This window comes from Paracoccus simplex, assembly GCF_042648325.1.
Lineage (GTDB): Bacteria > Pseudomonadota > Alphaproteobacteria > Rhodobacterales > Rhodobacteraceae > Paracoccus > Paracoccus simplex.
In genome coordinates this window covers 136,365-156,849 of record NZ_JBHRXE010000008.1, presented here as the reverse complement: position 1 = coordinate 156,849, position 20,485 = coordinate 136,365, and the positions used below count along the sequence as shown (strand labels likewise).

Here is a 20,485-nt window from a genome sequence, read left to right as displayed (position 1 = left end):
GAAAATCCCGGGGGCTGGCTTACCTCTTGCCCCGTCCGGGCGCAACAGCCCACTGGAAAGGAGCCTAGATGCGACCCGGTTACGATGAATCGCCGCTGAATCCCGTGCCCGCCGTGGTCTGGATGATCGCCCTGCCGATGATCGCCAGCGAGGCGGTGTTCGGGCTGGGCCAGCTTGGCTTCGTCGGCGGCGGCGGGCAGGGGGCCGGCCTCGCCATGCGCCAGATCGCCGTCGAGCGCACCGCCTATATCCCGGAATTCGTGCTGCGGCTGTGGCAGATGAAGCTGTTCCTGCTGGACCAGAGCTGGCGCATCCTGACCTATCCCTTCGTGCATCTGTCGCTGACCCATGCGCTGTTCGTGATCGTCTTCACCCTGGCGCTGGGGAACCTGATCGCGAGCCAGTTCCGCGCCTGGGCGGTGCTGGCGCTGTTCTTCGGCTCGGCCATCGGCGGGGCGCTGGTCTATACGCTGGCCGCGGGGCTTTTGCCGCAATTCCGCTTTCAGCCACTGATCGGCGGCTATCCGGCGGTCTACGGCTTCGTCGGCGCCTTCACCTTCCTGCTTTGGACCCGGCTGGGGCAGGAAAACGCCAACCGCCTGCGCGCCTTCACGCTGATCGGCATGCTGCTGGCCTTCCAGCTGGTCTTCGGCATCCTGTTTCAGGATGGCAGCCTGACCTGGATCGCCGAGATCGCCGGCTTCTGCTGCGGCTTCCTTCTGTCGTTCCTGGTGGTGCCGGGCGGGATCGGGCGCGTGATGCGCCAGATCCGTCAGCGCTGACGGCGGAAGCCCGCGCGCAGGTCCGAGGGCCGGAAGGCGCCCAGCACCAGCGCCGCGGCGCCATAGGTCGCCATGCCGGCCAGCACCAGCGCGGCCAACGCCAGGTAACGGGTTCCGGACTGCTCCAATGCGTCGCCCAAGACCAGGATCAGCCCCCAGATCACCGCGCCCATCACCGCGGATGCGGCGCAGATGCGGGGCAGGCGGTGGCGGAAGCGGTCGTCGAACTCGGCCGCCTCGCCAAAGGCTTTCGTGCCGCGCCAAAGCTGCGCCGCCATGGTCCAGCCGGCGATGGTGGTGCCCCAGGCGGCGGCGGAAAAGCCGATGAAGGGCGCCAGCCCCAGCGCCGCCACCGCATTCACCACCATGGACCAGACCGCGAAGCGGAACGGGGTGCGGGTATCCTCGCGGGCGAAATACAGCGGTTGCAGCACCTTTTGCAGCACGAAGGCCGGCAGGCCCAGGCCGTAGATCGCCAGCGCCACGGCGGTCGGCCCGACATCGGCGGTCAGGAAGGCGCCGCGCCGGAACAGCACCGAGATCAGCGGATAGGCCATCACCACCAGCGCCACGGCGGCCGGAACGGTCAGGAACAGCGCGAATTCGGCAGCGCGGTTATAAGCATGGCGGCCGCCGCCGGTATCGTCGTTCTTGAGCCGGCGCGAGATGTCGGGCAGCAGCACGATGCCGATGGCGATGCCCACCACGCCCAGCGGCAGCTGATACAGCCGGTCGGCATTGGTCAGCCAGGCGATGGCGCCGTCGAAGAACGAGCCGACCTGCCGCCCGACCAGCAGGTTGACCTGCACCACGCCGCCGGCCAGCACCGCCGGCGCGGCGACGGCCAGCAGCCGCCGCATGTCCGGTGTCAGCCGCGGCCGACGCAGGCGCAGCGGGAAGCCCATGCGCTTCGCCGCCCACCAGACGGTGAAAAGCTGCGCGATGCCCGAGATGGGCGTGGACCAGGCCATGGCCAGCCCCATGTCCCAGCCCCGCCAATCGGCCAGCAGCATGGCGGCGATCAGCACGAAATTCATCAGCACCGGCGCGGCGGCGGCGGCCATGAAGCGGCCGCCGGCGTTCAGCAGCCCCGAAAGCAGCGCCGTCAGCGAGATGAACAGGATATAGGGAAAGCAGATGCGGCCATAGATCACCGCAAGCTCGAAACGCTCGTCGCCCTGAAAGCCCGCCGCCTGCAGCAGCACCAGCCAGGGCATGACCAGATGCGCGACCAGCGAGACGATCAGCACCACCGAGAACAGTCCCGAAAAGGCCTCTTCGGCAAAGCCGCGCGGGTTCTCGTCGCTTTCCAGCCGCTTGGCGAACATCGGCACGAAGGCGGTGTTGAAGGCACCCTCGGCGAAGAAGCGGCGGAACATGTTGGGCAGGGTGAAGGCGACGATATAGGCCTGCGCCACCGGGCCGGTGCCCAGATAGGCCGCGATCATCACGTCGCGGACGAAGCCCACGACGCGGCTGCCCAGCGTCCACGCCCCCACCGAGAGGAAGCCCCGGATTAGTCTGATCGGTTGCATCTTTGGTCCCTCAGAACGTCCCGCCCAGCGGTCGCTCGGCCTTTTCGGCCCGTTCGGCGCCGTCCTTGATCGCCTGGCGCAGCTTCTTTTCCAGCGACTCGCGGCGGCCGGCCTGGTGCAGCTTCAGTCCGAACATGTCCTTGACATAGAAGGTGTCCACCACCTGCGCCCCGAAGGTGGCGATCACCGCGCTGGCGATCTGGATATGGTTGTCGGCCAGGGTCCGCGTCAGGTCGTAAAGCAGGCCGGGGCGGTCGCGGGTATCGACCTCGATGACGGTGTAGACGTCGCTGCCCTCGTTGTCGAAGGTGATATGGGTCGGGAAGCGGAAGGCGGCCTCGCGCTTCCTGGGCTTGTCGCGGCCGGCCAGCGCCTCGCGCGCGACGATCTCGCCCTTCAGGGTGCGCTGGATCATGGCGCGCAGCCGCGGCAGCCGGTCGGTGGCATAGGGATGGCCATCGGCATCCTGCAGCCAGAACACCGCCGTGGCGAAACCGTCCTTGGTGGTATAGGTGCGGGCATCGACGATATTCGCCCCGACCAGCGCCAGCGCCCCGGCCATGCGCGAGAAGATGCCGGGATGGTCGGCCAGCACGAAGGCGGCGCGGGTCGCGTCGCGGTCGGTGTCGGGATGCAGGTCGGTGCGGATCTCGTCATCGCCCAGATCCTTCAGCATCTCGGCAAAGACGTAATGCGTGTCGGTCGGCAGGCCCGGCCAGTAGTTGTCGTAATGCCGGCCCAGTTCCGCCTTGATCGCCCGGGGCTCCCAGCCCTTGGCGGTCAGCAGGTGCCGCAGCGAGCGCTTGGCCTCGCCGGTGCGCTTGTCGCGGTTCAGCTCCTCAAGACCGTTCTCCAGCGCCGCCGTGGTTTCCTGGTGCAGCTTGCGCAGCAGCATCGCCTTCCAGTTGTTCCAGGTGCCGGGGCCGACGCCGCGGATGTCGCAGACCGTCAGCACCAGCAGCATGTCGAGACGCCGGATCGTCTTCACCGCCTTGGCGAAGTCGCGCAGCGTGCGCGGATCGGCGATGTCGCGTTTCTGCGCCACGTCCGACATCAGCAGGTGGTTGCGGATCAGCCATTCGATGGTCTCGATCTCGTCCGCCGGCAGGCCGAAGCGGGTGCAGATGCGCCGCGCCAGCCGGGCGCCCAGGATCGAATGGTCCTCGGCCCGGCCCTTGCCGATGTCGTGCAGCAGCACGGCAAGGTAGATCACCCGCCGGTTCATCTTGCCCCGCATGATCTTGCTGACCACCGGCAGATCCTCGGCATCCTCGCCGCGCTCGATGGCGGCCAGGGCGGCGACGCATTGGATCAGGTGCTCGTCCACGGTGTAATGGTGATAGACGTTGAACTGCATCATCGCCACCACCGGCGCGAATTCCGGGATGAAGGCCGCAAGCACCCCAAGCTCGTTCATCCGTCTGAGCGAGCGTTCCGGGTTGCCGTGCTTTAGCAGCAGGTCCAGAAAGAGCCGCACCGCCTCGGGGTCCGAGCGCATGCGGTCGTCGATCGTCTCGAGATTCGCCGCCACGGCGCGCATGGCGTCGGGATGGATCAGGATGCCGGTGCGCAGCGCCTCCTCGAACAGCCGCAGGATGTTCAGCGGGTCGGACAGGAACTGCTTTTCGTCGACATAGGTCAGCCGGCCGCGATCCACGCGGAACCCGGCGCGGACCCGGCGGCGGCGCTGGAACAGCAGGTTCATGATCGGCGCCTTGTAGAGGTGCCGCGCCTCCAGCGCGACCAGAAAGACGCGGGTCAGTTCGCCCACCTTGGTGGCATGCAGGAAATAGTCCTGCATGAAGATCTCGACCGCGCGGCGGCCTCCCAGGTCGCGATAGCCCATGCGCCTGGCCACCTCGACCTGCATGTCGAAGGTCAACTGGTCCTGCGGCCGGCCGGCGATCAGGTGCAGGTGGCAGCGCACCGCCCAAAGGAAATCCTCGGCCTGCCAGAAGGTCAGGTGCTCCTCGCGGGTGAAGAAGCCCAGATCGACCAGTTCCACGGCGCGGTCGACGCGATGGATGTATTTCGCGATCCAGTAGAGGGTTTGCAGGTCGCGCAACCCCCCCTTGCCCTCCTTGACATTGGGTTCCAACACATAGCGCTGACCGCCTTGGCGGCGGTGGCGCTCGGCGCGTTCGGCGAGTTTCGCCTCGATGAATTCGGGGACGGTGTTGTCGAACAGATCGGCCCACAGCCGGTCGCGCAGGGTCTCGGCGGTGGCGGCATGGCCGCAGACCAGCCTGTGCTCCAGCAGGCTGGTGCGGATGGTGATGTCGCCGGCCCCCAGCCGCAGACAGTCATCGACCGAGCGCGTGGCCTGGCCGATCTTCATCTTCAGGTCCCAGAGCATGTAGAGCATGGATTCCACCACGCTCTCGACCCAGCCCGAGATTTTCCACGGCGTCAGGAACAACAGGTCCACGTCGGATTGCGGCGCCATCTCGGCGCGGCCGTAGCCGCCGATGGCCAGCACCGCCAGCCGCTCGGCATCGGTGGGGGTGGTCACCGGATGCAGGATGGTGGTGGCGACGTGATGCACGGCGGCGACCGTGGCGTCGGTCAGGCTGGCGATGGCGCGCACCGTCTCGCGCGCCGCGCGGGGGTGGGACATGAAGCCCGCGGCGATGTCGGCCATGGCGGCGGCGCGGGCCGCGGCCAGGATCGCCACCGTCCGGGCGCGGATCTCGCGCGGCTCCGCGACGTCGGCCAGCGCCTCGGACAGCGCGGGCAAGAAGCTTTCAGGGCTGAACAGCGAATGCGCCCCGGGCAGGGCCGGGGCGCTTTGCGGCAGGGCGTCGGTATCCTTGGCGCTCAAGATCAGAAACCGAAGCCGCCGAAGCTGCGCGGTGCCGGATCCAGCACCACCACCTGATTGTTGCGCACGGTGGCCACGGCCAGCGCCCGCTCGTTGGTGCCGTCGCGCTTCAGGCGGAACGCGCCCGAAATCCCGGCGAAGCCCGAATTCTGCGTCAGCCCCGAGGTGGTCAGCGCATTGCGCTTGCCGGCGCGCACCAGGGCGGCGATGGCCGAGACGCCGTCATAGGCCAGCGAGCCCAGCTCATGCGGGGCCTCGCCATGGGCGGCGCGATAGCGCTGGTCGAACTGCGCCTTCATGGTGGTGTCGGGAATGGCGAACCAGCCGCCCTGCACGCCGCGCAGCTGCAGCCGGGCCGAGGGCTGGTCCCAGCGCGTCAGCCCCATCATCTGCACCGTGGCCGAGCTGACGCCGGCCTTGGCCAGCTGGTCGGTCAGATAGGGCAGCACCGCGCCCTGGTTCGCGGTCAGGAACACCGCATCGACATTGCCCGACAGCGCCGCCGAGGCGACGTTCGGCACGATGCCGTCGATGCCCTGCTTGGACAGCGGATGCACCGCCGTACCGGCCAGGGTGGCGCCGTTCTTCTGAACGGCGCGCTGGATGGCGCGGGCGCCGACCTGACCGGCGGCATCGTCCTCGGCCACCATCAGGATGCGGCGCTTGCCGTTCCTGACGCCGTATTTCACCAGCCGGTCGGCGACATTGTCGAAGGTATTGCCCAGCACGAAGACATTGCCGCCGGCGATGTCGGTATTGTTCGAGAAGGACAGCACGTTCACGCCGCGCGGCGCCATGGCATTGCCGACGGCATTGGCGCTGTCGGCGAAAAGCGGGCCCAGGATGATCTTGGCGCCCTCGTCCGCGGCGCGGTTGGCCATGGCGACGGCGGCGCCGGGCTCGGAGCCGGCGTCATAGACCCGCAGGTCGATGGTCGCGCCGCGCGCATCGGCTGCCGCCATCTTGGCCGAATTGGCCAGCGACCGCGCCAGCCAGTCCAGATCCGCGCTGCCGGTGCCGCCCGGCACCAGAAGCGCCACCGGGACCGGCTGCGACGGGTCGATGTTCTGACCGGTCTGCGGACCCGAGGCCCCCATCTCGATGGGCTGGCAGGCGGCAAGCGTCACGGCGGCAAGGACAGCTCCGACGCGCGCCAGCGGACGGCGCAGGTCGAAGGCGCCGCGGATCGTTTTCAGGACGGTCATGGCGTGATTCCCTGTTGGATCGAGGCTGGGGGTTTGATGAGGGCAGGTTATTGGCATATTCCGGACATGGCAACTTGCCCCGGCAGAGAGAAAGGGATCCGCGATGGAGGATGGCGCCAGCACAACCGGGACGGGCGCACGGCCGGTTTCCCTGACCGTCTCGGCCGTCCCGCCCGAGCCGGGCCTCTACCTGGTCGCGACCCCGATCGGAGCGGCGCGCGACATCACGCTCCGGGCGCTCGACGTGCTGAACACGGCCGATATGCTGGCCGCCGAGGATACCCGCAACCTCCGGCACCTGCTGGATATTCACGGCATTCCGGTCCGGGGCCGGCGCCTCGTCGCCTATCACGACCACAATGCCGACCGGGCGCGGCCGGCGATCCTTGCGGCGCTGGGCGAGGGGAAATCGGTGGCCTATGCCTCGGATGCCGGCACGCCGCTGGTCGCCGATCCCGGCTACCGGCTTGCGCGGGATGCTGCCGAGGCAGGATTTGTCGTCAGGGCGCTGCCCGGACCTTCGGCGGCGCTGGCGGCGCTGTCGGTCTCGGGCCTGCCCAGCGACCGTTTCCTGTTCGTGGGCTTTCCGCCGGCAGCGGCAGGCGCGCGTCGAAAATGGATCGCGAGCTGGCAAAAGATCGATGCGACGGTGATCGTCTTCGAAAGCCCGAGACGCGTTAAGCAATTGTTGGAAAACCTGTGCGAGAGTGAGGCGAATCGGACTACGGTGATCTGCAGGGAGCTGACGAAGAAATTCGAAGAGGTGATGCGGGGCAGTGCGGCCGAGCTGGCCGAAAGAATCCCTGAGGAAGGATTGCGTGGCGAGGTTGTGATGCTGTTCGGGCGTCCCGAACCCGTTGTCGCGGACGAGGGCAGCTTGCGTGCGGCGCTGGAAGGATTGCTGGGCGCATTGCCCGTGAAGGCGGCGGCGGCAGAGGTCGCCGCGCGGTTCGGTTTGCCCCGGCGCGAGGTCTATGCGCTGGCGGTCGAGATGAAGAGGGAACGGGAATGAAGTTCGAAAGAATCTCCGAGGGAACCCCTGTCTCGGCCACGGGCATCCGGGCACGACGCGGGGCCGTCGCCTGGTCGGCTGGCCGGTTCGCCGAGGAATCGGTGGCGCGGGAATATCGCCGGCGCGGCTATGAAGTTCTGGCCGAGCGCTGGCACGGCCGGGGCGGCGAAATCGACCTCATCCTGCGCAAGGACGAGGAATATGCCTTTGTCGAGGTCAAGACATCGCGTTGTCATGCCCGCGCGGCCGAGCGGATCAGCGGCCGGCAGATCGCCCGGATCTGCCAGGCTGCGCTGGAATATTGCGGGCGCCTGCCGGCCGGGCTGCTGACCGTGATGCGGTTCGATGCCGCACTGGTCGATCAACTCGGCCGGGTCGAGATCATCGAGAATGCCTTTGGCATGAACTGACCGCGGCGGCTTGCAAACCCGGCCCGCGCGCGCGACAAGATCGCTCGAAACAGGCTGGGGATGATGACATGAGTCTTTATGTGGCCCTGCAGATGGACCCGATCGAGCAGGTCTCGATCGACGGTGACAGCACTTTCCGGCTGGGGCTGGAGGCCGAGGCCCGCGGCCACAGGCTGTTCCAGTACACCGCCGACCGGCTGAGCTATTGCGAGGGAAGGGTCACGGCCCGCGGCCGTCCCGTTGCGTTGCGGCGCGAGCAGGGCAACCATGTGACGTTCGGCGACTGGGCCGAGGTCGACCTGTCGGAATTCGACGTGGTCTGGCTGCGGCAGGATCCGCCCTTCGACATGGGTTACATCACCACCACGCATTTGCTGGAGCGGGTGCATCCTGCGACCTATGTGGTCAACGATCCGTTCTGGGTACGCAACAGCCCCGAGAAGCTTCTGGTGCTGGATTTCCCCGAGCTGACGCCGCCGACGCTGATCACCCGCGATCTGGCACAAATCCGCGCCTTTCGAGAGCGGCATGGCGATTTCATCCTCAAGCCGCTTTACGGCAATGGCGGGGTCGGCATCTTTCACATGCGGCCCGACGATCCGAACCTGTCCTCGCTGGTCGAGACCTTTCTTGCCAACAGTCGCGAGCCGATCATCGCGCAGAAATACCTGCCCGCGGTGGTCAGGGGCGACAAGCGCATCATTCTGGTCGATGGCGAGCCCGTCGGCGCCATCAACCGTGTGCCGGCGGCGGGCGAGGCGCGCTCTAATATGCATGTCGGCGGGCGGCCGGAGAAGATCGGCCTCACCGAGCGCGAATACGAGATCTGCGCCCGCATCGGCCCGGTTCTGCGCGAAAAGGGGCTGCTGTTCACCGGTATCGACGTGATCGACGGCTGGCTGACCGAGATCAATGTCACCTCGCCCACCGGCATCCAGGAACTCGAGCGGTTCGATGGCATCAACGCAGCGGCGCTGATCTGGGAGGCGATCGAGCGACGGTTGGCTGAGCGAGGCTGACGGCCGGGTTCGTCCGGACCGGCACACGGCTGCGGCGGACAGGACTATCGGGCAGGTGAAGTCTCGATTGCGAATGGTTCCGTGGCTGGACGTCGTCTTGCAGCATTCCCAGCACCCTGCGGGGGCGCTGATATTTGCCGGTTGAAGGATGGCGAGCCTGCAGCACCGGTTGGCAATATGCGGGTGCGGATTAGAGCCGGGCTGTCAGATCATCCGGAAATGGCGGCCGGTTTCGCACCGGTGGCGACATCCGGTCAGTATCGCGGTGCTTCCGGCATTTTGCACAACGAAGGAGACCGCACCCGGTTCGCCGGAGGCTGATTGACGCTGGTTCCGCGACCATGGCGCCGGTTTCCGTCGAGGTGGGTTTCGGTTGGCGGGATGTCCCGATCGCTCGAGCAGACGGCCGCTGTTGAACCCACCCGCCTCTTCCGGCGTGCGGTGCTTCATCGCGATGACCCTGCGCCACGTCCCGCGCGCGGGGCGACCTCGGCCTTGGACGCGGACGTTCGTCGGCCAAGGCTTTGTGATCGCTGTTGTCGGCGCTGCCGACCGGGGACTCGATGCTCGCCGCGGGCAGGCGTTCGGTGCATATCGGCAGATGTTGTCTGATGCGACAGCCTTTGGTGCCCGTGCCCGTGCCCGTGCCCGTGCCCGTGCCCGTGCCCGTGCTTTTGCCCTTGCCCGGTTGGCGGTTGTGAACCGCCTCTCTAGGGCATCGGGCGCAAAGCCGGCATGTGCCGAGATGCCGACATAGACGGCCGGCAGTCGTCCGGGCATCGGCGGCGATGACGGGCCAGAACCGGCCCGCCACAGGTCCGAGGGCTGCCTCCGGACGGGCAGGGAGCCTTCCGAGTCGCGCCAGGTGAAGCCGCTGCATGAGTCGCGTCGATGACCGGCTTCATCACCTCGACCGGCGGCCGAGCCTCGCCATGGCAAGGTCGATCCCCGCACGCCGTTGGCGCAAGGGGCGTGATCGAGGTCGGCGCCGTGCGAAGACTTTCGTTTCCCTGGCGCTGTTCTGAGCTCTCATGAAGGCATCCTGCGCAAGGATCTGGGTTCCGCACCCCTCCGCCGGCGCGGGAATCCGTCGAGCTCCAGCGCAAGGCGGCCATAACGCCGGCAAGGCAAGACGTCGCCTGAACCCAGCCCAAAGACGCGCGGCCTCTGACCTGCCGCCGACGCACCGGCGGGCACGCCCTCAATCCGGCCGGCCGAAGGGCAAGCGGTAGGACAGCGCCTCGGCCAGGTGCGGCTGGCGGATGACCGGGGAGCCGTCCAGGTCGGCGATGGTACGGGCGCTGCGCAGGATGCGGTGATAGCCGCGCGGTGTCAGGCCCAGCCGCTCGGCCGCCAGCACCAGCAGCGTCCGGCATTCGCTGTCGAGCGGCGCGATCTCCTCGAGCAGCCGGCCCGAGGCGTCGGCATTCACCCGTGCCGCCGGGTGGCCGGCGAAGCGCCGGGCCTGCACGGCGCGCGCCTCGGCGACGCGGGCCGCAACGCTGGCCGAGCTTTCGCCGGTCGCCGGCAGGCCCAGATCCTCGATGGCGACCTGCGGCACCTCGATGCGCAGGTCGAAGCGGTCCATCATCGGCCCCGAGATCCGCCCCAGGTAGTCGGACCCGCAGCGCGGCGCCTTGGAACAGGCACGGGCGGCGTCGGCGATCTCGCCGCAGCGGCAGGGATTGGCGGCGGCAACCAGCAGGAAACGCGCCGGGTAGCGGATATGGGCGTTGGCGCGCGAGACATGGATCTCGCCCGTCTCGATGGGTTCGCGCAGGGCGTCGATGACCCGGCGCTCGAATTCCGGCAGTTCGTCGAGGAAGAGCACGCCGTTATGCGCGAGGCTCGCCTGGCCGGGCCGGGCGTTGCGGCCGCCGCCGACCATCGCCGCCATCGAGGCGGTGTGATGCGGCTGGCGGAAGGGAGCCATGCGCGAGATGCCGCCCTCGGCCAAGAGCCCGGCGACGGAATGGATGATCGAGGTCTCCAGCGCCTCGGGCGGGGTCAGCGGCGGCAGGATGCCGGGCAGGCGGGTCGCCAGCATCGACTTGCTGGCGCCGGGCGGGCCGACCATCAGCAGGTGATGCCGGCCGGCGGCGGCGATCTCCAACGCGCGGCGGGCGCGTTCCTGGCCCTTGACCTCGGAAAGGTCGGCCTCGAACACGGTTTCGGCCAGTTCGCCCGGCGCGGCGCGGGCCAGGGGCGCGCGGTCGGTCAGGTGGTCGACCGCCTCGCGCAGGGTGCGCGGCGCAAAGACCGGCACCGCGCCGACCCAGGCCGCCTCGGCCCCGCAGACGCGCGGCACCAGCAGCGCCCGGCCGTCCCCGGCGGCGGCCATGGCGGCGGGCAGGGCGCCTGCCACCGGCGAGAGCCGGCCGTCCAGCGCCAGTTCTCCCAGCGCCACCACCCGCTCCAGCGCCTCGGCCGGCACGATCTCCAGCGCGGCCAGCACGGCAAGCGCGATGGGCAGATCGAAATGCGAGCCCTCCTTGGGCAGATCGGCCGGGGACATGTTCACCGTCACCCGCCGCGACGGCATGGCGATGGAAAGCGCCCCGAAGGCGGCCTTGACCCGTTCGCGCGCTTCGCTGACCGACTTGTCGGGCAGGCCGACGATGCCGAATCCCGGCAGGCCCGGCGAGACCGAACATTGCACCTCGACCAGCCGCGCCTCGACCCCGTCGAAGGCCACGGTATAGGCAATCGCCGCCATCACCTCTCTCCACGTCACACCGGGTTCTGGTTAACCCGCGGTTGCTTAAAGATCGGTTAACGGGCGCAGCTTGCTTGTTCCGCGGCCCGCTTCCGCCTATGTGCAGGACGAGCGTCACGGCAGAGGAAGCGACCATGCAAGGCAGCCGCATATTGCTGATCGTCGGCGGTGGCATCGCCGCCTTCAAGATCCCCGAGCTGATCCGTATGATCCGGCGCGAGGGCGGCTCGGTCGTGCCGGTTCTGACGCGGGCGGGGGGGCAATTCGTCACACCGCTGACGCTCTCGGCGCTGGCCGAGGCGCCCTGCCATACCGAACTGTTCGACCTGACCCGCGAATCCGAGATGGGGCATATCCAGCTGTCGCGCGCCGTCGATCTGGTGGTGGTTGCGCCGGCGACCGCCGACCTGCTGGCGCGGATGGCGGCGGGGATGGCGGACGACCTGGCCTCGACCCTGCTTTTGGCGACCGACAAGCCGGTGTTGGCGGCGCCGGCGATGAATGTGCGCATGTGGCAGCACCCGGCGACGCAGCGCAACCTGGACATGCTGGAGAATGACGGCATCCGCTTCGTCGGCCCGGACGATGGCGACATGGCCTGCGGCGAATATGGCCCCGGCCGCATGGCCGAACCCGGGGCGATCCTGCAGGCGATCCGTGCGGCGCTGGGACGGGACAAGCCGCTGCGCCTGCCGCCCGAGGCGGTGGTCTCGCTGCCTGCGCGGGTGCTGAGCGGGCGGCATGTCATCGTGACCTCGGGTCCGACGCATGAGCCGATCGACCCGGTGCGCTATATCGCCAACCGCTCCAGCGGGGCGCAGGGCGCGGCCATTGCCGCGGCGCTGCGCGATCTGGGCGCGCGGGTCAGTTTCATTACCGGCCCGGCCGAGGTGCCGCCGCCCGAGGGCGTCGCGGTGGTCGCCGTCGAGACCGCGCGCGAGATGCGCGCTGCGGTCGAGGCCGCCTTGCCTGCCGATGCCGCGGTGATGGCGGCGGCGGTCGCCGACTGGCATGTCGCCAATGCCCGGCCGGGCAAGATCAAGAAGGACGGCTCGGGCGCGCTGCCCGAGCTGCAATTCGCCGAGAATCCCGATATCCTGGCCTGGATCAGCCAGCTTGGCCGCGAGCGTCCGTCGCTGGTGGTGGGCTTCGCCGCCGAGACCGACGACGTGCTGGACAACGCCGCCCGCAAGCGCAAGCGCAAGGGCTGCGACTGGATCGTCGCCAATGACGTCAGTCCGGCGACCGGCATCATGGGCGGGACCGAGAACGCGGTGACGCTGATTTCCGAGGCCGGTGCGGAAAGCTGGCCGCGACTCTCCAAGGACGAGGTGGCGCACCGGCTGGCCGCGCGCATCGCCGATGCGCTGAACGCCGGCGACGGCATGGCGGAGGGCTTGGCATGAACCGGGTCTATCTGGACTGGAACGCCACCGCGCCGTTGCGCCCCGAGGCGCGCGAGGCGATGTTGGCCGCGACCGAGATCGTCGGCAACCCGTCTTCGGTCCATGCCGAGGGGCGGGCGGCGAAATCCGCTCTCGAGCGGGCGCGCGAGGAGATCGCCTCGGCCCTGGGCGCCGAGGGGGTGGACGTGATTTTCACTTCGGGCGCCACCGAGGCGGCGGCGCTGGTGCTGCAGGGCCGCGGGCTGGCCTGCGCGGCGGTGGAACATGCCGCGGTAACGGCCTGGTGCGACAATTCGCTGCAGACCGAGCCCTCGGGCCGCGTGATTGTCCCCGATCCGGCCCGCGCGGCGCTGCAACTGGCCAATTCCGAGACCGGCGTCATCCAGGATCTGCCCCAGGGGCTGGCAGCGAGCGACCTGACCCAGGCCTTCGGCAAGATCGCCTTCGCCTTCAACTGGCTGGGGATCGAGGCCGGTTTCGTCTCGGCCCACAAGCTCGGCGGACCGCGCGGTATCGGCGCGCTGGTGGTCAAGCGCGGCACCGAGGTCGAGGCGCGTATCCGGGGCGGCGGGCAGGAACAGGGCCGCCGGGCCGGGACCGAGAACCTGATCGGCATCATGGGCTTTGCGGCGGCGGCGAAAGCGGCGCAGAATGATCTGGATCAAGGAATCGGGGAAAAAGTGTCGGAAATCCGCGATTCCCTGATGGCCGCTCTGGAATCCGGGGCGGAAATGGTTACATTCCCGGGGCGCGAATCCCGCCGCCTGCCGAATACATTGTCGATCCTGACGCCGGGATGGCGCGGAGAGACGCAGGTGATGCAGATGGACCTCGCCGGATTTGCCGTATCGGCAGGCTCGGCCTGTTCCTCGGGCAAGGTCCGGCCAAGCTCTGTCCTGACGGCTATGGGAATCGCGCCGGAACGGGCGGGCGATGCGATCCGCGTCTCGATCGGGCCGACCACGGACCCTCGGGACGTGCAGCGTTTCGCGGATGCCTGGCTGGCGGCGCGCGACCGCTGGCGGCAAAGGAATGATCAGCGGGCGACCGCGGGAAGGGTGTGAGATGTCTGTTGAGACCGGCGAGGCCATCGAAGTCCGCGAGGGCGTAGACCGCGAGACTGTCGAGACCGTTCAAAGCATGGGGTCCTACAAATACGGCTGGGACACCGAGATCGAGATGGAATACGCCCCCAAGGGCGTGAACGAGGACATCGTCCGGCTGATCTCGAAGAAGAACGAGGAACCGGAATGGATGACCGAGTGGCGGCTGCAGGCCTTCCGCCGCTGGCAGACCATGACCGAGCCGAAATGGGCGATGCTGCATTATCCCGAGATCGACTATCAGGAGCAGTATTACTACGCCCGGCCGAAAAGCATGCAGGTCAAGCCGAAATCGCTGGACGAGGTCGATCCCAAGCTGCTGGCCACCTATGAGAAACTGGGCATCCCGCTGAAGGAGCAGATGATCCTGGCCGGGATCGAGGGCGCCGAGGGCGCGCCGGCCGAAGGCCGCAAGGTCGCGGTCGATGCGGTCTTCGACAGTGTCAGCGTCGGCACCACCTTCAAGGACGAGTTGGCCAAGGCCGGGGTGATCTTCTGCTCGATCTCGGAGGCGATCCGCGAGCATCCCGAGCTGGTGAAGAAATACCTGGGCTCGGTCGTGCCGCAATCGGACAACTTCTTCGCCACGCTGAACTCGGCGGTCTTTTCGGACGGAAGTTTCGTCTATGTCCCGCCCGGGGTGCGCTGCCCGATGGAGCTGTCGACCTATTTCCGCATCAATGCCGAGAATACCGGCCAGTTCGAGCGCACGCTGATCATTGCCGACAAGGGTTCTTACGTCAGCTACCTGGAGGGCTGCACCGCGCCCAAGCGCGACGTGGCCCAGCTGCACGCCGCCGTGGTGGAAATCGTCATCCTCGAGGATGCCGAGGTGAAATATTCGACCGTGCAGAACTGGTTCCCCGGCGACGAGGAAGGCAAGGGCGGCATCTACAACTTCGTCACCAAGCGCGCCGATTGCCGCGAGGCGCGGGCCAAGGTGATGTGGACCCAGGTCGAGACCGGCTCGGCCATCACCTGGAAATACCCGTCCTGCATCCTGCGCGGCGACGAGAGCCAGGGCGAGTTCTATTCCATCGCCATCGCCAACAACCACCAGCAGGCGGATACCGGGACCAAGATGATCCATCTTGGCAAGAACACCCGCTCGCGCATTGTTTCCAAAGGTATTTCCGCTGGTCAGGCGCAGAACACCTATCGCGGTCTGGTGTCGATGCACCCGCGCGCCAAGAACAGCCGCAACTATACGCAATGCGACAGCCTGCTGATCGGCGACAAATGCGGCGCCCATACCGTGCCCTATATCGAGGTGAAGAACACCTCTTCGCGGGTCGAGCACGAGGCGACGACCAGCAAGGTGGACGACGACCAGCTCTTCTATTGCCGCCAGCGCGGCATGGATGAGGAGGAGGCGGTGGCGCTGGTGGTAAACGGCTTCTGCCGCGAGGTCCTGCAGGCCTTGCCGATGGAATTCGCCATGGAGGCGCAGTCGCTGGTCGCCATCTCGCTGGAAGGGTCGGTCGGATGATCGTCACCACCACCCCCGGCATCGAGGGCCGCCGCATCAGCGCCTATCACGGCGTGGTGACGGGCGAGACCATCATCGGCGCCAACATCTTCCGCGACATCTTCGCCGGGATCCGCGACATCGTGGGCGGCCGCTCGGGCGCCTATGAATCCGCGCTGGCCTCGGCCCGCGAAACCGCCTTGTCCGAGATGCAGGACCGCGCGACCGCCCTGGGCGGCAATGCCGTGGTCGGCGTCGATCTGGACTATGAAGTCATCAACAACATGCTGATGGTGTCGGCCTCCGGCACCGCCGTGACCGTCGAATAGGAACCGAACATGCTGGAAATCAAGAATCTGCACGTCAAGCTTGAGGACGAGGACAAGCAGATCCTCAAAGGCGTCGATCTGACCGTCCCGGCTGGCCAGGTCCATGCCATCATGGGGCCGAACGGCTCGGGCAAGTCGACGCTGTCCTATGTGCTCTCGGGCCGCGACGGCTATGAGGTGACCGAGGGCGAGGCGACCCTGGACGGCGAGAGCCTGCTGGAGATGGAGCCCGAGGAACGCGCCGCCGCCGGCCTGTTCCTGGCCTTCCAGTATCCGGTCGAGATCCCCGGCGTCGGCAACATGACCTTCCTGCGCACCGCCGTGAACGCGCAGCGCAAGGCGCGCGGCGAGGAGGAGCTGTCCTCGGCCGAGTTCCTGAAGCTGATCCGTGAAAAGGCCCGCACGCTGAAGATCGACGCCGAGATGCTGAAGCGCCCGGTCAATGTCGGCTTCTCGGGCGGCGAGAAGAAGCGCAACGAGATCCTGCAGATGGCCATGCTGGAGCCGAGCATGTGCATCCTGGACGAGACCGATTCCGGCCTCGACGTCGATGCGATGCGGCTGGTGGCCGAGGGCGTGAACGCGCTGCGTTCGCCCGACCGCGCTTTCCTGGTGATCACGCATTACCAGCGGCTGCTGGACCATATCCGGCCGGACGTGGTGCATATCATGGCCGACGGCCGCATCGTGCGCACCGGCGGGCCCGAACTGGCGCTGGAGGTCGAGCAGAACGGTTACGGCGATCTTCTGGCGGAGGTCGGGTGATGGCGGACACCGCTGTTCTTGCCGCGCAGATCCCCGCGGTCGAGGGCAAGGCCCGTCCCGGCGAGGCCGCCCTGGCGATGCGCCTGGATGCGCTGGACCTGCCGCATGGCGGCTTTACCCGCGCCGCGCGCGAGGATGCGGCGCGGCGGCTGCAGGCCATGGGCCTGCCCGGCGCCCGCGACGAATACTGGCGCTATACCGATCCTGCGCCCTTCAACGCCGCCCGGCCGCAGCCGCTTGAACTGGCTGCCGATGCCACGACCCTGTTCACCGGCATCGACCGGCTGAACATCGTCTTCGTGGACGGGCGTTTCGACGCCGCCGCCTCGGACGCGTTGGAAGCCGAGGGGGTCGAGATCGAAAGTCTCGCCGCCGCCGAGGCGCGGGCCGATCACTGGGCGATCGGGGTTTATGGCCGGTTGGAAGCTGCCGGGCAGGTGCCGGTCAAGCGTCCCTTCGCGACGCTGAACACGCTGGCCGCCGCCGAGGGGGTGCTGATCCGCGTCACCGGCAAGCCGTCGCGGCCGGTGCACATCACCTATCGCCGCTCGGCGGCCGATGCGGATGTCCTTCTGCATCACGTCGTCAAGCTCGAGGCCGGGGCCGAACTGACGCTGCTGGAAACCGGCGCGATCGGCGCGCGCTCGAACGTGGTGATCGAGGCCGATCTGGGCCAGGGCGCCCGCTTCCACCATATCAGCGCCAAGCGCGCCAATGATCCCAAGCTGGGGTTGGGCCATATCTTCGCCCGCGTTGCCGCCGAGGCGCTGTTCAAGTCCTTCACCCTGTCGGTCAACGGGTCGGTGATGCGCAACGAAGCGGTGATCGAGATCGCCGGCGACGACGCCGTGGCGCATATCGCCGCCGCGGTGCTGGGCGACGGTGATATCGGCCGCTTCCACCATGACGACACCGTCTTCATCATCCATGCCGCCGAGCGGTGCGAAAGCCGGCAGGTGTTCAAGAAGGTGCTGAAGAACGGTGCCGAGGGCATCTTCCAGGGCAAGATCCTGGTCAAGCCCGGGGCGCAGAAGACCGACGGCTACCAGATCAGCCAGGGGCTGCTTCTGGACGAGGGCAGCCAGTTTCTCGCCAAGCCGGAACTGGAAATCTATGCCGACGACGTGAAATGCTCGCACGGCTCGACGACCGGTGCGCTGGACGAGACGGCGCTGTTCTACCTGCGCTCGCGCGGGGTGCCGAAAGAGCGCGCCGTCGTGCTGCTGGTGCTGTCCTTCCTCGCCGACGCGCTGGACGAGATCGAGGACCAGCGGCTGCGTGACGACATCCTCGGCCGGCTGGAAGACTGGCTGACGGCCCGCGCGGGCAATCCGGGCAAGGCGGATCCGGGCAAGGCATGAGCCGGGCCGGCATCGTCCCGCGCATCCTGGAAAGCTGGTGGGCGCCGGGCAGGGTGGTCCGATCCCTGCGCGGCATGCCCGACCGGGCGCTGATCGTCGTGCTGATGGCGGCGATGCTGGTGTTTCTGATCGCGCAGGCCCCGGGCCATGCCCGGGACGCGCAATTGCAGCCCGAGGTGCCCCTGGGCGCGCGCATGGGCGGGGCGCTGCTGGCGGTGATGTTCATAATGCCGCTGCTGGCCTATGCGGTGGCGGCGCTGGTCGCGGCCCTGTCGCGGCTGACCTCCCGGCCCGTGGCGCCGCAGGATTCGCGGCTGGCGCTGTTCTGGGCGCTTCTGGCGGTGGCGCCGGCGATGCTGCTGGCCGGGCTGACCGCCGGGCTGGTCGGCCCCGGTCCGGCGCTTGGCCTGACGCGGGCGGTGGCGGGTCTGGGCTTTCTCGTGATATGGGGCGCGGGATTGCGCGCATTGGCGGGGAACAGATGAAACTGGGCGATCTTGGCGACCTGACGGTCCTGACCCTGCGCGACCCCGAGGCGGCGCTTGGGGCGTTGCGCGACCTGGACCTGCCGATGGTGGCGCGCTGGATGGTGCTCTTGCTGGCCGTGACCCTGTCCACGCTGTTGGCCGGGTTGTCGCTGCTGCTGTTTCCCATCGAGGTGGACAACCCCGTCTCGCGCATGCTCTCCGAGCCGATGACGCTGGCCGGCATCCAGCTGGCCGCCATGGTGCTGTCGGCGCTTTGCGTGGCGCAGATCGGCCGCTGGTTCGGCGGGCATGGCAGCTTTGCCGATGCGTTGCTGGTCGTCGGCTGGGTCGAGCTGATCCTGGTCGGGCTGCAGGCGGTGCAGGTGGTGATGATGGCGCTGTTCCCGGCCACGGCCACGCTGCTGTCCATGCTGGCCTTTGGCCTTTTCCTTTATCTTGCCGTGACCATGACCAAGGCGCTGCACGGCTTCACCAGCACCGGCAAGGTGGTGCTGGGCCTGATCGGCAGCATCTTCGTGCTTGGCTTCCTGCTGTCGCTGATCGCGGCGGCATTCGGCATCGTCCCCGAGGTGACACCATGAGTTTCGACGTCGAAAAGGTCCGCGCCGATTTCCCGATCCTGTCGCGGCAGGTGAACGGCCGGCCGCTGGTCTATCTGGATAATGGCGCCTCGGCGCAAAAGCCCCGCGCGGTGATCGACGCCATCACCCGCGCCTATGAGGCGGAATATGCCAATGTCCATCGCGGGCTGCATTTCCTCTCCAATCTCGCGACCGAGAATTACGAGCGCGTCCGCGCCATCATCGCCCGCTTCCTGAACGCCCCGCGCGAGGATGAGGTGATCTTCACATCGGGCGCCACCGAGGGCATCAATCTGGTCTCCTACGGCTGGGCCGGGCCGCGCCTGCAGGCGGGCGACGAGATCGTGCTGTCGGTGCTGGAGCATCACGCCAATATCGTGCCCTGGCATTTCCTGCGCGAGCGCCAGGGTGTGGTGCTGAAATGGGTCGAGCCCGAGCCCGACGGCAGCCTGCCGCCGGAAAAGGTTCTGGCGGCGGTGGGGCCGAAGACAAAGCTGATCGCCGTCACCCATATGTCGAACGTGACTGGCACCGTGGTCGATGTCGGCGCCATCGCGCGGGGGACCGACGTGCCGGTGCTGGCCGATGGCAGCCAGGCCGCCGTGCACATGCCGGTGGACCTGTCAGCGCTTGGCGTCGATTTCTACTGCATCACCGGGCACAAGCTCTATGGCCCCTCGGGGTCGGGCGCGATCTGGATCCGGGCCGAGCGCCAGGCCGAGATGCGCCCCTTCATGGGCGGCGGCGACATGATCCGCACCGTCACCCGCGACAGCGTCGATTATGCCGACCCGCCGCTGCGCTTCGAGGCCGGCACCCCCGGCATCGCCAACCAGATCGGTCTGGGCGCGGCGCTGGAATATCTGATGGCGCTCGGCATGGAGAACATCGCCGCGCATGAGCGCGACCTGCGCGACTATGCCCGCGACCGGCTGCGCAGCCTGAACTGGCTGTCGGTGCAGGGCGATGCGGCTGATAAGGGCGCGATCTTTTCCCTGACCATGCAGGGCGCGCATGCGCATGACATTTCGACCATCCTCGACAAGCGCGGCGTCGCCGTGCGGGCGGGGACGCATTGCGCCATGCCGCTGCTGGATTTCCTCGGCGTCACGGCCACGGCGCGGGCCAGCTTCGCCATGTACAACACCCGCGCCGAGGTCGATGCGCTGGTCGACGGGCTGACCTTCTGCCGCGAGCTTTTTGCCTGAACCCCATTGCAGAGCCACGCGTTTGCGGGTAATCAACGGGGGCTTGCGGTCCCATAGCTCAGCTGGATAGAGCGCTACCCTCCGAAGGTAGAGGCCACACGTTCGAATCGTGTTGGGACCGCCATTCTTCCATTCTCGCCATCGACAGACGACACCCCGCGTTATCGCCGGGGCCGGAACGCTATGAGAAAACCCCGCTCTGGCAGGAGCGGGGTTCGAGCGGCGGCGGGAGGAGGATTGGGGAGGAAATTCCGCTGCCCTGGATGACTGAGAACG

17 protein-coding genes and 1 tRNA gene are annotated in these 20,485 nt (G+C 67.8%); 14 read left to right on the top strand and 4 right to left on the bottom strand.

Going from position 1 to position 20,485, the window contains the following annotated elements; genetic code table 11:
- Window positions 1-68 precede the first annotated feature (68 nt).
- Window positions 69-782, top strand: a complete 714-nt coding sequence (locus tag ACFOMP_RS03675) for a rhomboid family intramembrane serine protease (RefSeq protein WP_289895111.1) — start codon at window positions 69-71, stop codon at window positions 780-782.
- On the opposite strand, the gene murJ is transcribed toward ACFOMP_RS03675, so the two are convergent.
- From murJ to ACFOMP_RS03660, 3 genes are read right to left on the bottom strand one after another with little or no spacing between them, the layout of a single operon-like run.
- Window positions 773-2,317: a murein biosynthesis integral membrane protein MurJ gene (murJ, locus tag ACFOMP_RS03670; RefSeq protein ID WP_379027951.1), complete on the bottom strand. Its 1,545-nt coding sequence runs from the start codon at window positions 2,315-2,317 to the stop codon at window positions 773-775. The genes ACFOMP_RS03675 and murJ overlap by 10 nt on opposite strands.
- Window positions 2,318-2,327: 10 nt before the next feature.
- Entirely contained in the window at window positions 2,328-5,138 is a 2,811-nt protein-coding gene (locus ACFOMP_RS03665) for a [protein-PII] uridylyltransferase (RefSeq protein WP_379027949.1), read from the bottom strand.
- A gap of 2 nt (window positions 5,139-5,140) precedes the next feature.
- Entirely contained in the window at window positions 5,141-6,343 is a 1,203-nt protein-coding gene (locus tag ACFOMP_RS03660; RefSeq protein ID WP_379027947.1) for a penicillin-binding protein activator, read from the bottom strand.
- Window positions 6,344-6,446: 103 nt separating this feature from the next.
- Between ACFOMP_RS03660 and rsmI the strand changes: the two genes are divergently transcribed.
- The 3 genes from rsmI (at window position 6,447) to gshB (ending at window position 8,784) form a co-directional block, all read left to right on the top strand.
- Entirely contained in the window at window positions 6,447-7,355 is a 909-nt protein-coding gene (rsmI, locus tag ACFOMP_RS03655; RefSeq protein WP_289895115.1) for a 16S rRNA (cytidine(1402)-2'-O)-methyltransferase, read from the top strand.
- Window positions 7,352-7,765, top strand: coding sequence for a YraN family protein (locus ACFOMP_RS03650; protein WP_289895116.1), 414 nt, complete (start codon window positions 7,352-7,354; stop codon window positions 7,763-7,765). Before rsmI ends, ACFOMP_RS03650 begins: the two co-directional genes overlap by 4 nt.
- 68 nt (window positions 7,766-7,833) lie before the next feature.
- Window positions 7,834-8,784, top strand: a complete 951-nt coding sequence (gene gshB, locus ACFOMP_RS03645) for a glutathione synthase (RefSeq protein ID WP_289895118.1) — start codon at window positions 7,834-7,836, stop codon at window positions 8,782-8,784.
- 1,201 nt (window positions 8,785-9,985) lie between these two features.
- On the opposite strand, the gene ACFOMP_RS03640 is transcribed toward gshB, so the two are convergent.
- Window positions 9,986-11,500 carry a YifB family Mg chelatase-like AAA ATPase gene (locus ACFOMP_RS03640; RefSeq protein WP_379027944.1) on the bottom strand — a complete coding sequence of 505 codons (1,515 nt, stop codon included), beginning with the start codon at window positions 11,498-11,500 and terminating at the stop codon, window positions 9,986-9,988.
- A gap of 134 nt (window positions 11,501-11,634) precedes the next feature.
- Here ACFOMP_RS03640 and coaBC point away from each other — a divergent pair, with 134 nt between their 5' ends.
- From coaBC to ACFOMP_RS03590, 10 genes are all read left to right on the top strand, one after another.
- A complete protein-coding gene (gene coaBC, locus ACFOMP_RS03635; RefSeq protein ID WP_379027942.1) occupies window positions 11,635-12,906 on the top strand; it encodes a bifunctional phosphopantothenoylcysteine decarboxylase/phosphopantothenate--cysteine ligase CoaBC in 1,272 nt (423 codons plus the stop codon).
- Window positions 12,903-13,970 (top strand): cysteine desulfurase family protein, encoded by a 1,068-nt coding sequence (locus ACFOMP_RS03630; protein WP_379027940.1) that lies wholly within the window; start codon window positions 12,903-12,905, stop codon window positions 13,968-13,970. Before coaBC ends, ACFOMP_RS03630 begins: the two co-directional genes overlap by 4 nt.
- A 1-nt stretch (window position 13,971) precedes the next feature.
- Window positions 13,972-15,498, top strand: coding sequence for a Fe-S cluster assembly protein SufB (gene sufB, locus ACFOMP_RS03625; protein WP_289895122.1), 1,527 nt, complete (start codon window positions 13,972-13,974; stop codon window positions 15,496-15,498).
- Entirely contained in the window at window positions 15,495-15,806 is a 312-nt protein-coding gene (locus tag ACFOMP_RS03620) for a heavy metal-binding domain-containing protein (protein ID WP_028712396.1), read from the top strand. The genes sufB and ACFOMP_RS03620 overlap by 4 nt, the downstream gene beginning before the upstream one ends.
- 9 nt (window positions 15,807-15,815) lie before the next feature.
- On the top strand, window positions 15,816-16,571 hold the full coding sequence (gene sufC, locus ACFOMP_RS03615; protein ID WP_289895123.1) for a Fe-S cluster assembly ATPase SufC: 756 nt from the start codon (window positions 15,816-15,818) through the stop codon (window positions 16,569-16,571).
- A complete protein-coding gene (locus ACFOMP_RS03610; protein ID WP_379027937.1) occupies window positions 16,571-17,932 on the top strand; it encodes a SufB/SufD family protein in 1,362 nt (453 codons plus the stop codon). Before sufC ends, ACFOMP_RS03610 begins: the two co-directional genes overlap by 1 nt.
- The gene (locus tag ACFOMP_RS03605; protein ID WP_379027935.1) at window positions 17,929-18,417 is read left to right on the top strand and encodes a hypothetical protein; all 489 of its coding nucleotides are present in this window, start codon (window positions 17,929-17,931) and stop codon (window positions 18,415-18,417) included. Before ACFOMP_RS03610 ends, ACFOMP_RS03605 begins: the two co-directional genes overlap by 4 nt.
- Window positions 18,414-19,001: a YIP1 family protein gene (locus tag ACFOMP_RS03600; RefSeq protein ID WP_379027933.1), complete on the top strand. Its 588-nt coding sequence runs from the start codon at window positions 18,414-18,416 to the stop codon at window positions 18,999-19,001. The genes ACFOMP_RS03605 and ACFOMP_RS03600 overlap by 4 nt, the downstream gene beginning before the upstream one ends.
- The gene (locus ACFOMP_RS03595; protein WP_289895127.1) at window positions 18,998-20,209 is read left to right on the top strand and encodes a cysteine desulfurase; all 1,212 of its coding nucleotides are present in this window, start codon (window positions 18,998-19,000) and stop codon (window positions 20,207-20,209) included. Before ACFOMP_RS03600 ends, ACFOMP_RS03595 begins: the two co-directional genes overlap by 4 nt.
- 47 nt (window positions 20,210-20,256) lie before the next feature.
- Window positions 20,257-20,333 (top strand) — tRNA-Arg (locus ACFOMP_RS03590).
- Window positions 20,334-20,485 lie beyond the last annotated feature (152 nt).

Excerpts from the sequence above, each read along its gene's own strand:
- ACFOMP_RS03620 (WP_028712396.1), top strand. The coding sequence starts at position 15,495 with ATGATCGTCACCACCACCCCCGGCATCGAGGGCCGCCGCATCAGCGCC.
- ACFOMP_RS03610 (WP_379027937.1), top strand. The coding sequence starts at position 16,571 with ATGGCGGACACCGCTGTTCTTGCCGCGCAGATCCCCGCGGTCGAGGGC.
- gshB (WP_289895118.1), top strand. The coding sequence starts at position 7,834 with ATGAGTCTTTATGTGGCCCTGCAGATGGACCCGATCGAGCAGGTCTCG.
- ACFOMP_RS03605 (WP_379027935.1), top strand. The coding sequence starts at position 17,929 with ATGAGCCGGGCCGGCATCGTCCCGCGCATCCTGGAAAGCTGGTGGGCG.
- sufB (WP_289895122.1), top strand. The coding sequence starts at position 13,972 with ATGTCTGTTGAGACCGGCGAGGCCATCGAAGTCCGCGAGGGCGTAGAC.
- ACFOMP_RS03630 (WP_379027940.1), top strand. The coding sequence starts at position 12,903 with ATGAACCGGGTCTATCTGGACTGGAACGCCACCGCGCCGTTGCGCCCC.
- murJ (WP_379027951.1), bottom strand. The coding sequence starts at position 2,317 with ATGCAACCGATCAGACTAATCCGGGGCTTCCTCTCGGTGGGGGCGTGG.
- rsmI (WP_289895115.1), top strand. The coding sequence starts at position 6,447 with ATGGAGGATGGCGCCAGCACAACCGGGACGGGCGCACGGCCGGTTTCC.
- ACFOMP_RS03650 (WP_289895116.1), top strand. The coding sequence starts at position 7,352 with ATGAAGTTCGAAAGAATCTCCGAGGGAACCCCTGTCTCGGCCACGGGC.
- coaBC (WP_379027942.1), top strand. The coding sequence starts at position 11,635 with ATGCAAGGCAGCCGCATATTGCTGATCGTCGGCGGTGGCATCGCCGCC.
- ACFOMP_RS03675 (WP_289895111.1), top strand. The coding sequence starts at position 69 with ATGCGACCCGGTTACGATGAATCGCCGCTGAATCCCGTGCCCGCCGTG.
- ACFOMP_RS03660 (WP_379027947.1), bottom strand. The coding sequence starts at position 6,343 with ATGACCGTCCTGAAAACGATCCGCGGCGCCTTCGACCTGCGCCGTCCG.
- ACFOMP_RS03600 (WP_379027933.1), top strand. The coding sequence starts at position 18,414 with ATGAAACTGGGCGATCTTGGCGACCTGACGGTCCTGACCCTGCGCGAC.
- sufC (WP_289895123.1), top strand. The coding sequence starts at position 15,816 with ATGCTGGAAATCAAGAATCTGCACGTCAAGCTTGAGGACGAGGACAAG.
- ACFOMP_RS03595 (WP_289895127.1), top strand. The coding sequence starts at position 18,998 with ATGAGTTTCGACGTCGAAAAGGTCCGCGCCGATTTCCCGATCCTGTCG.
- ACFOMP_RS03640 (WP_379027944.1), bottom strand. The coding sequence starts at position 11,500 with ATGGCGGCGATTGCCTATACCGTGGCCTTCGACGGGGTCGAGGCGCGG.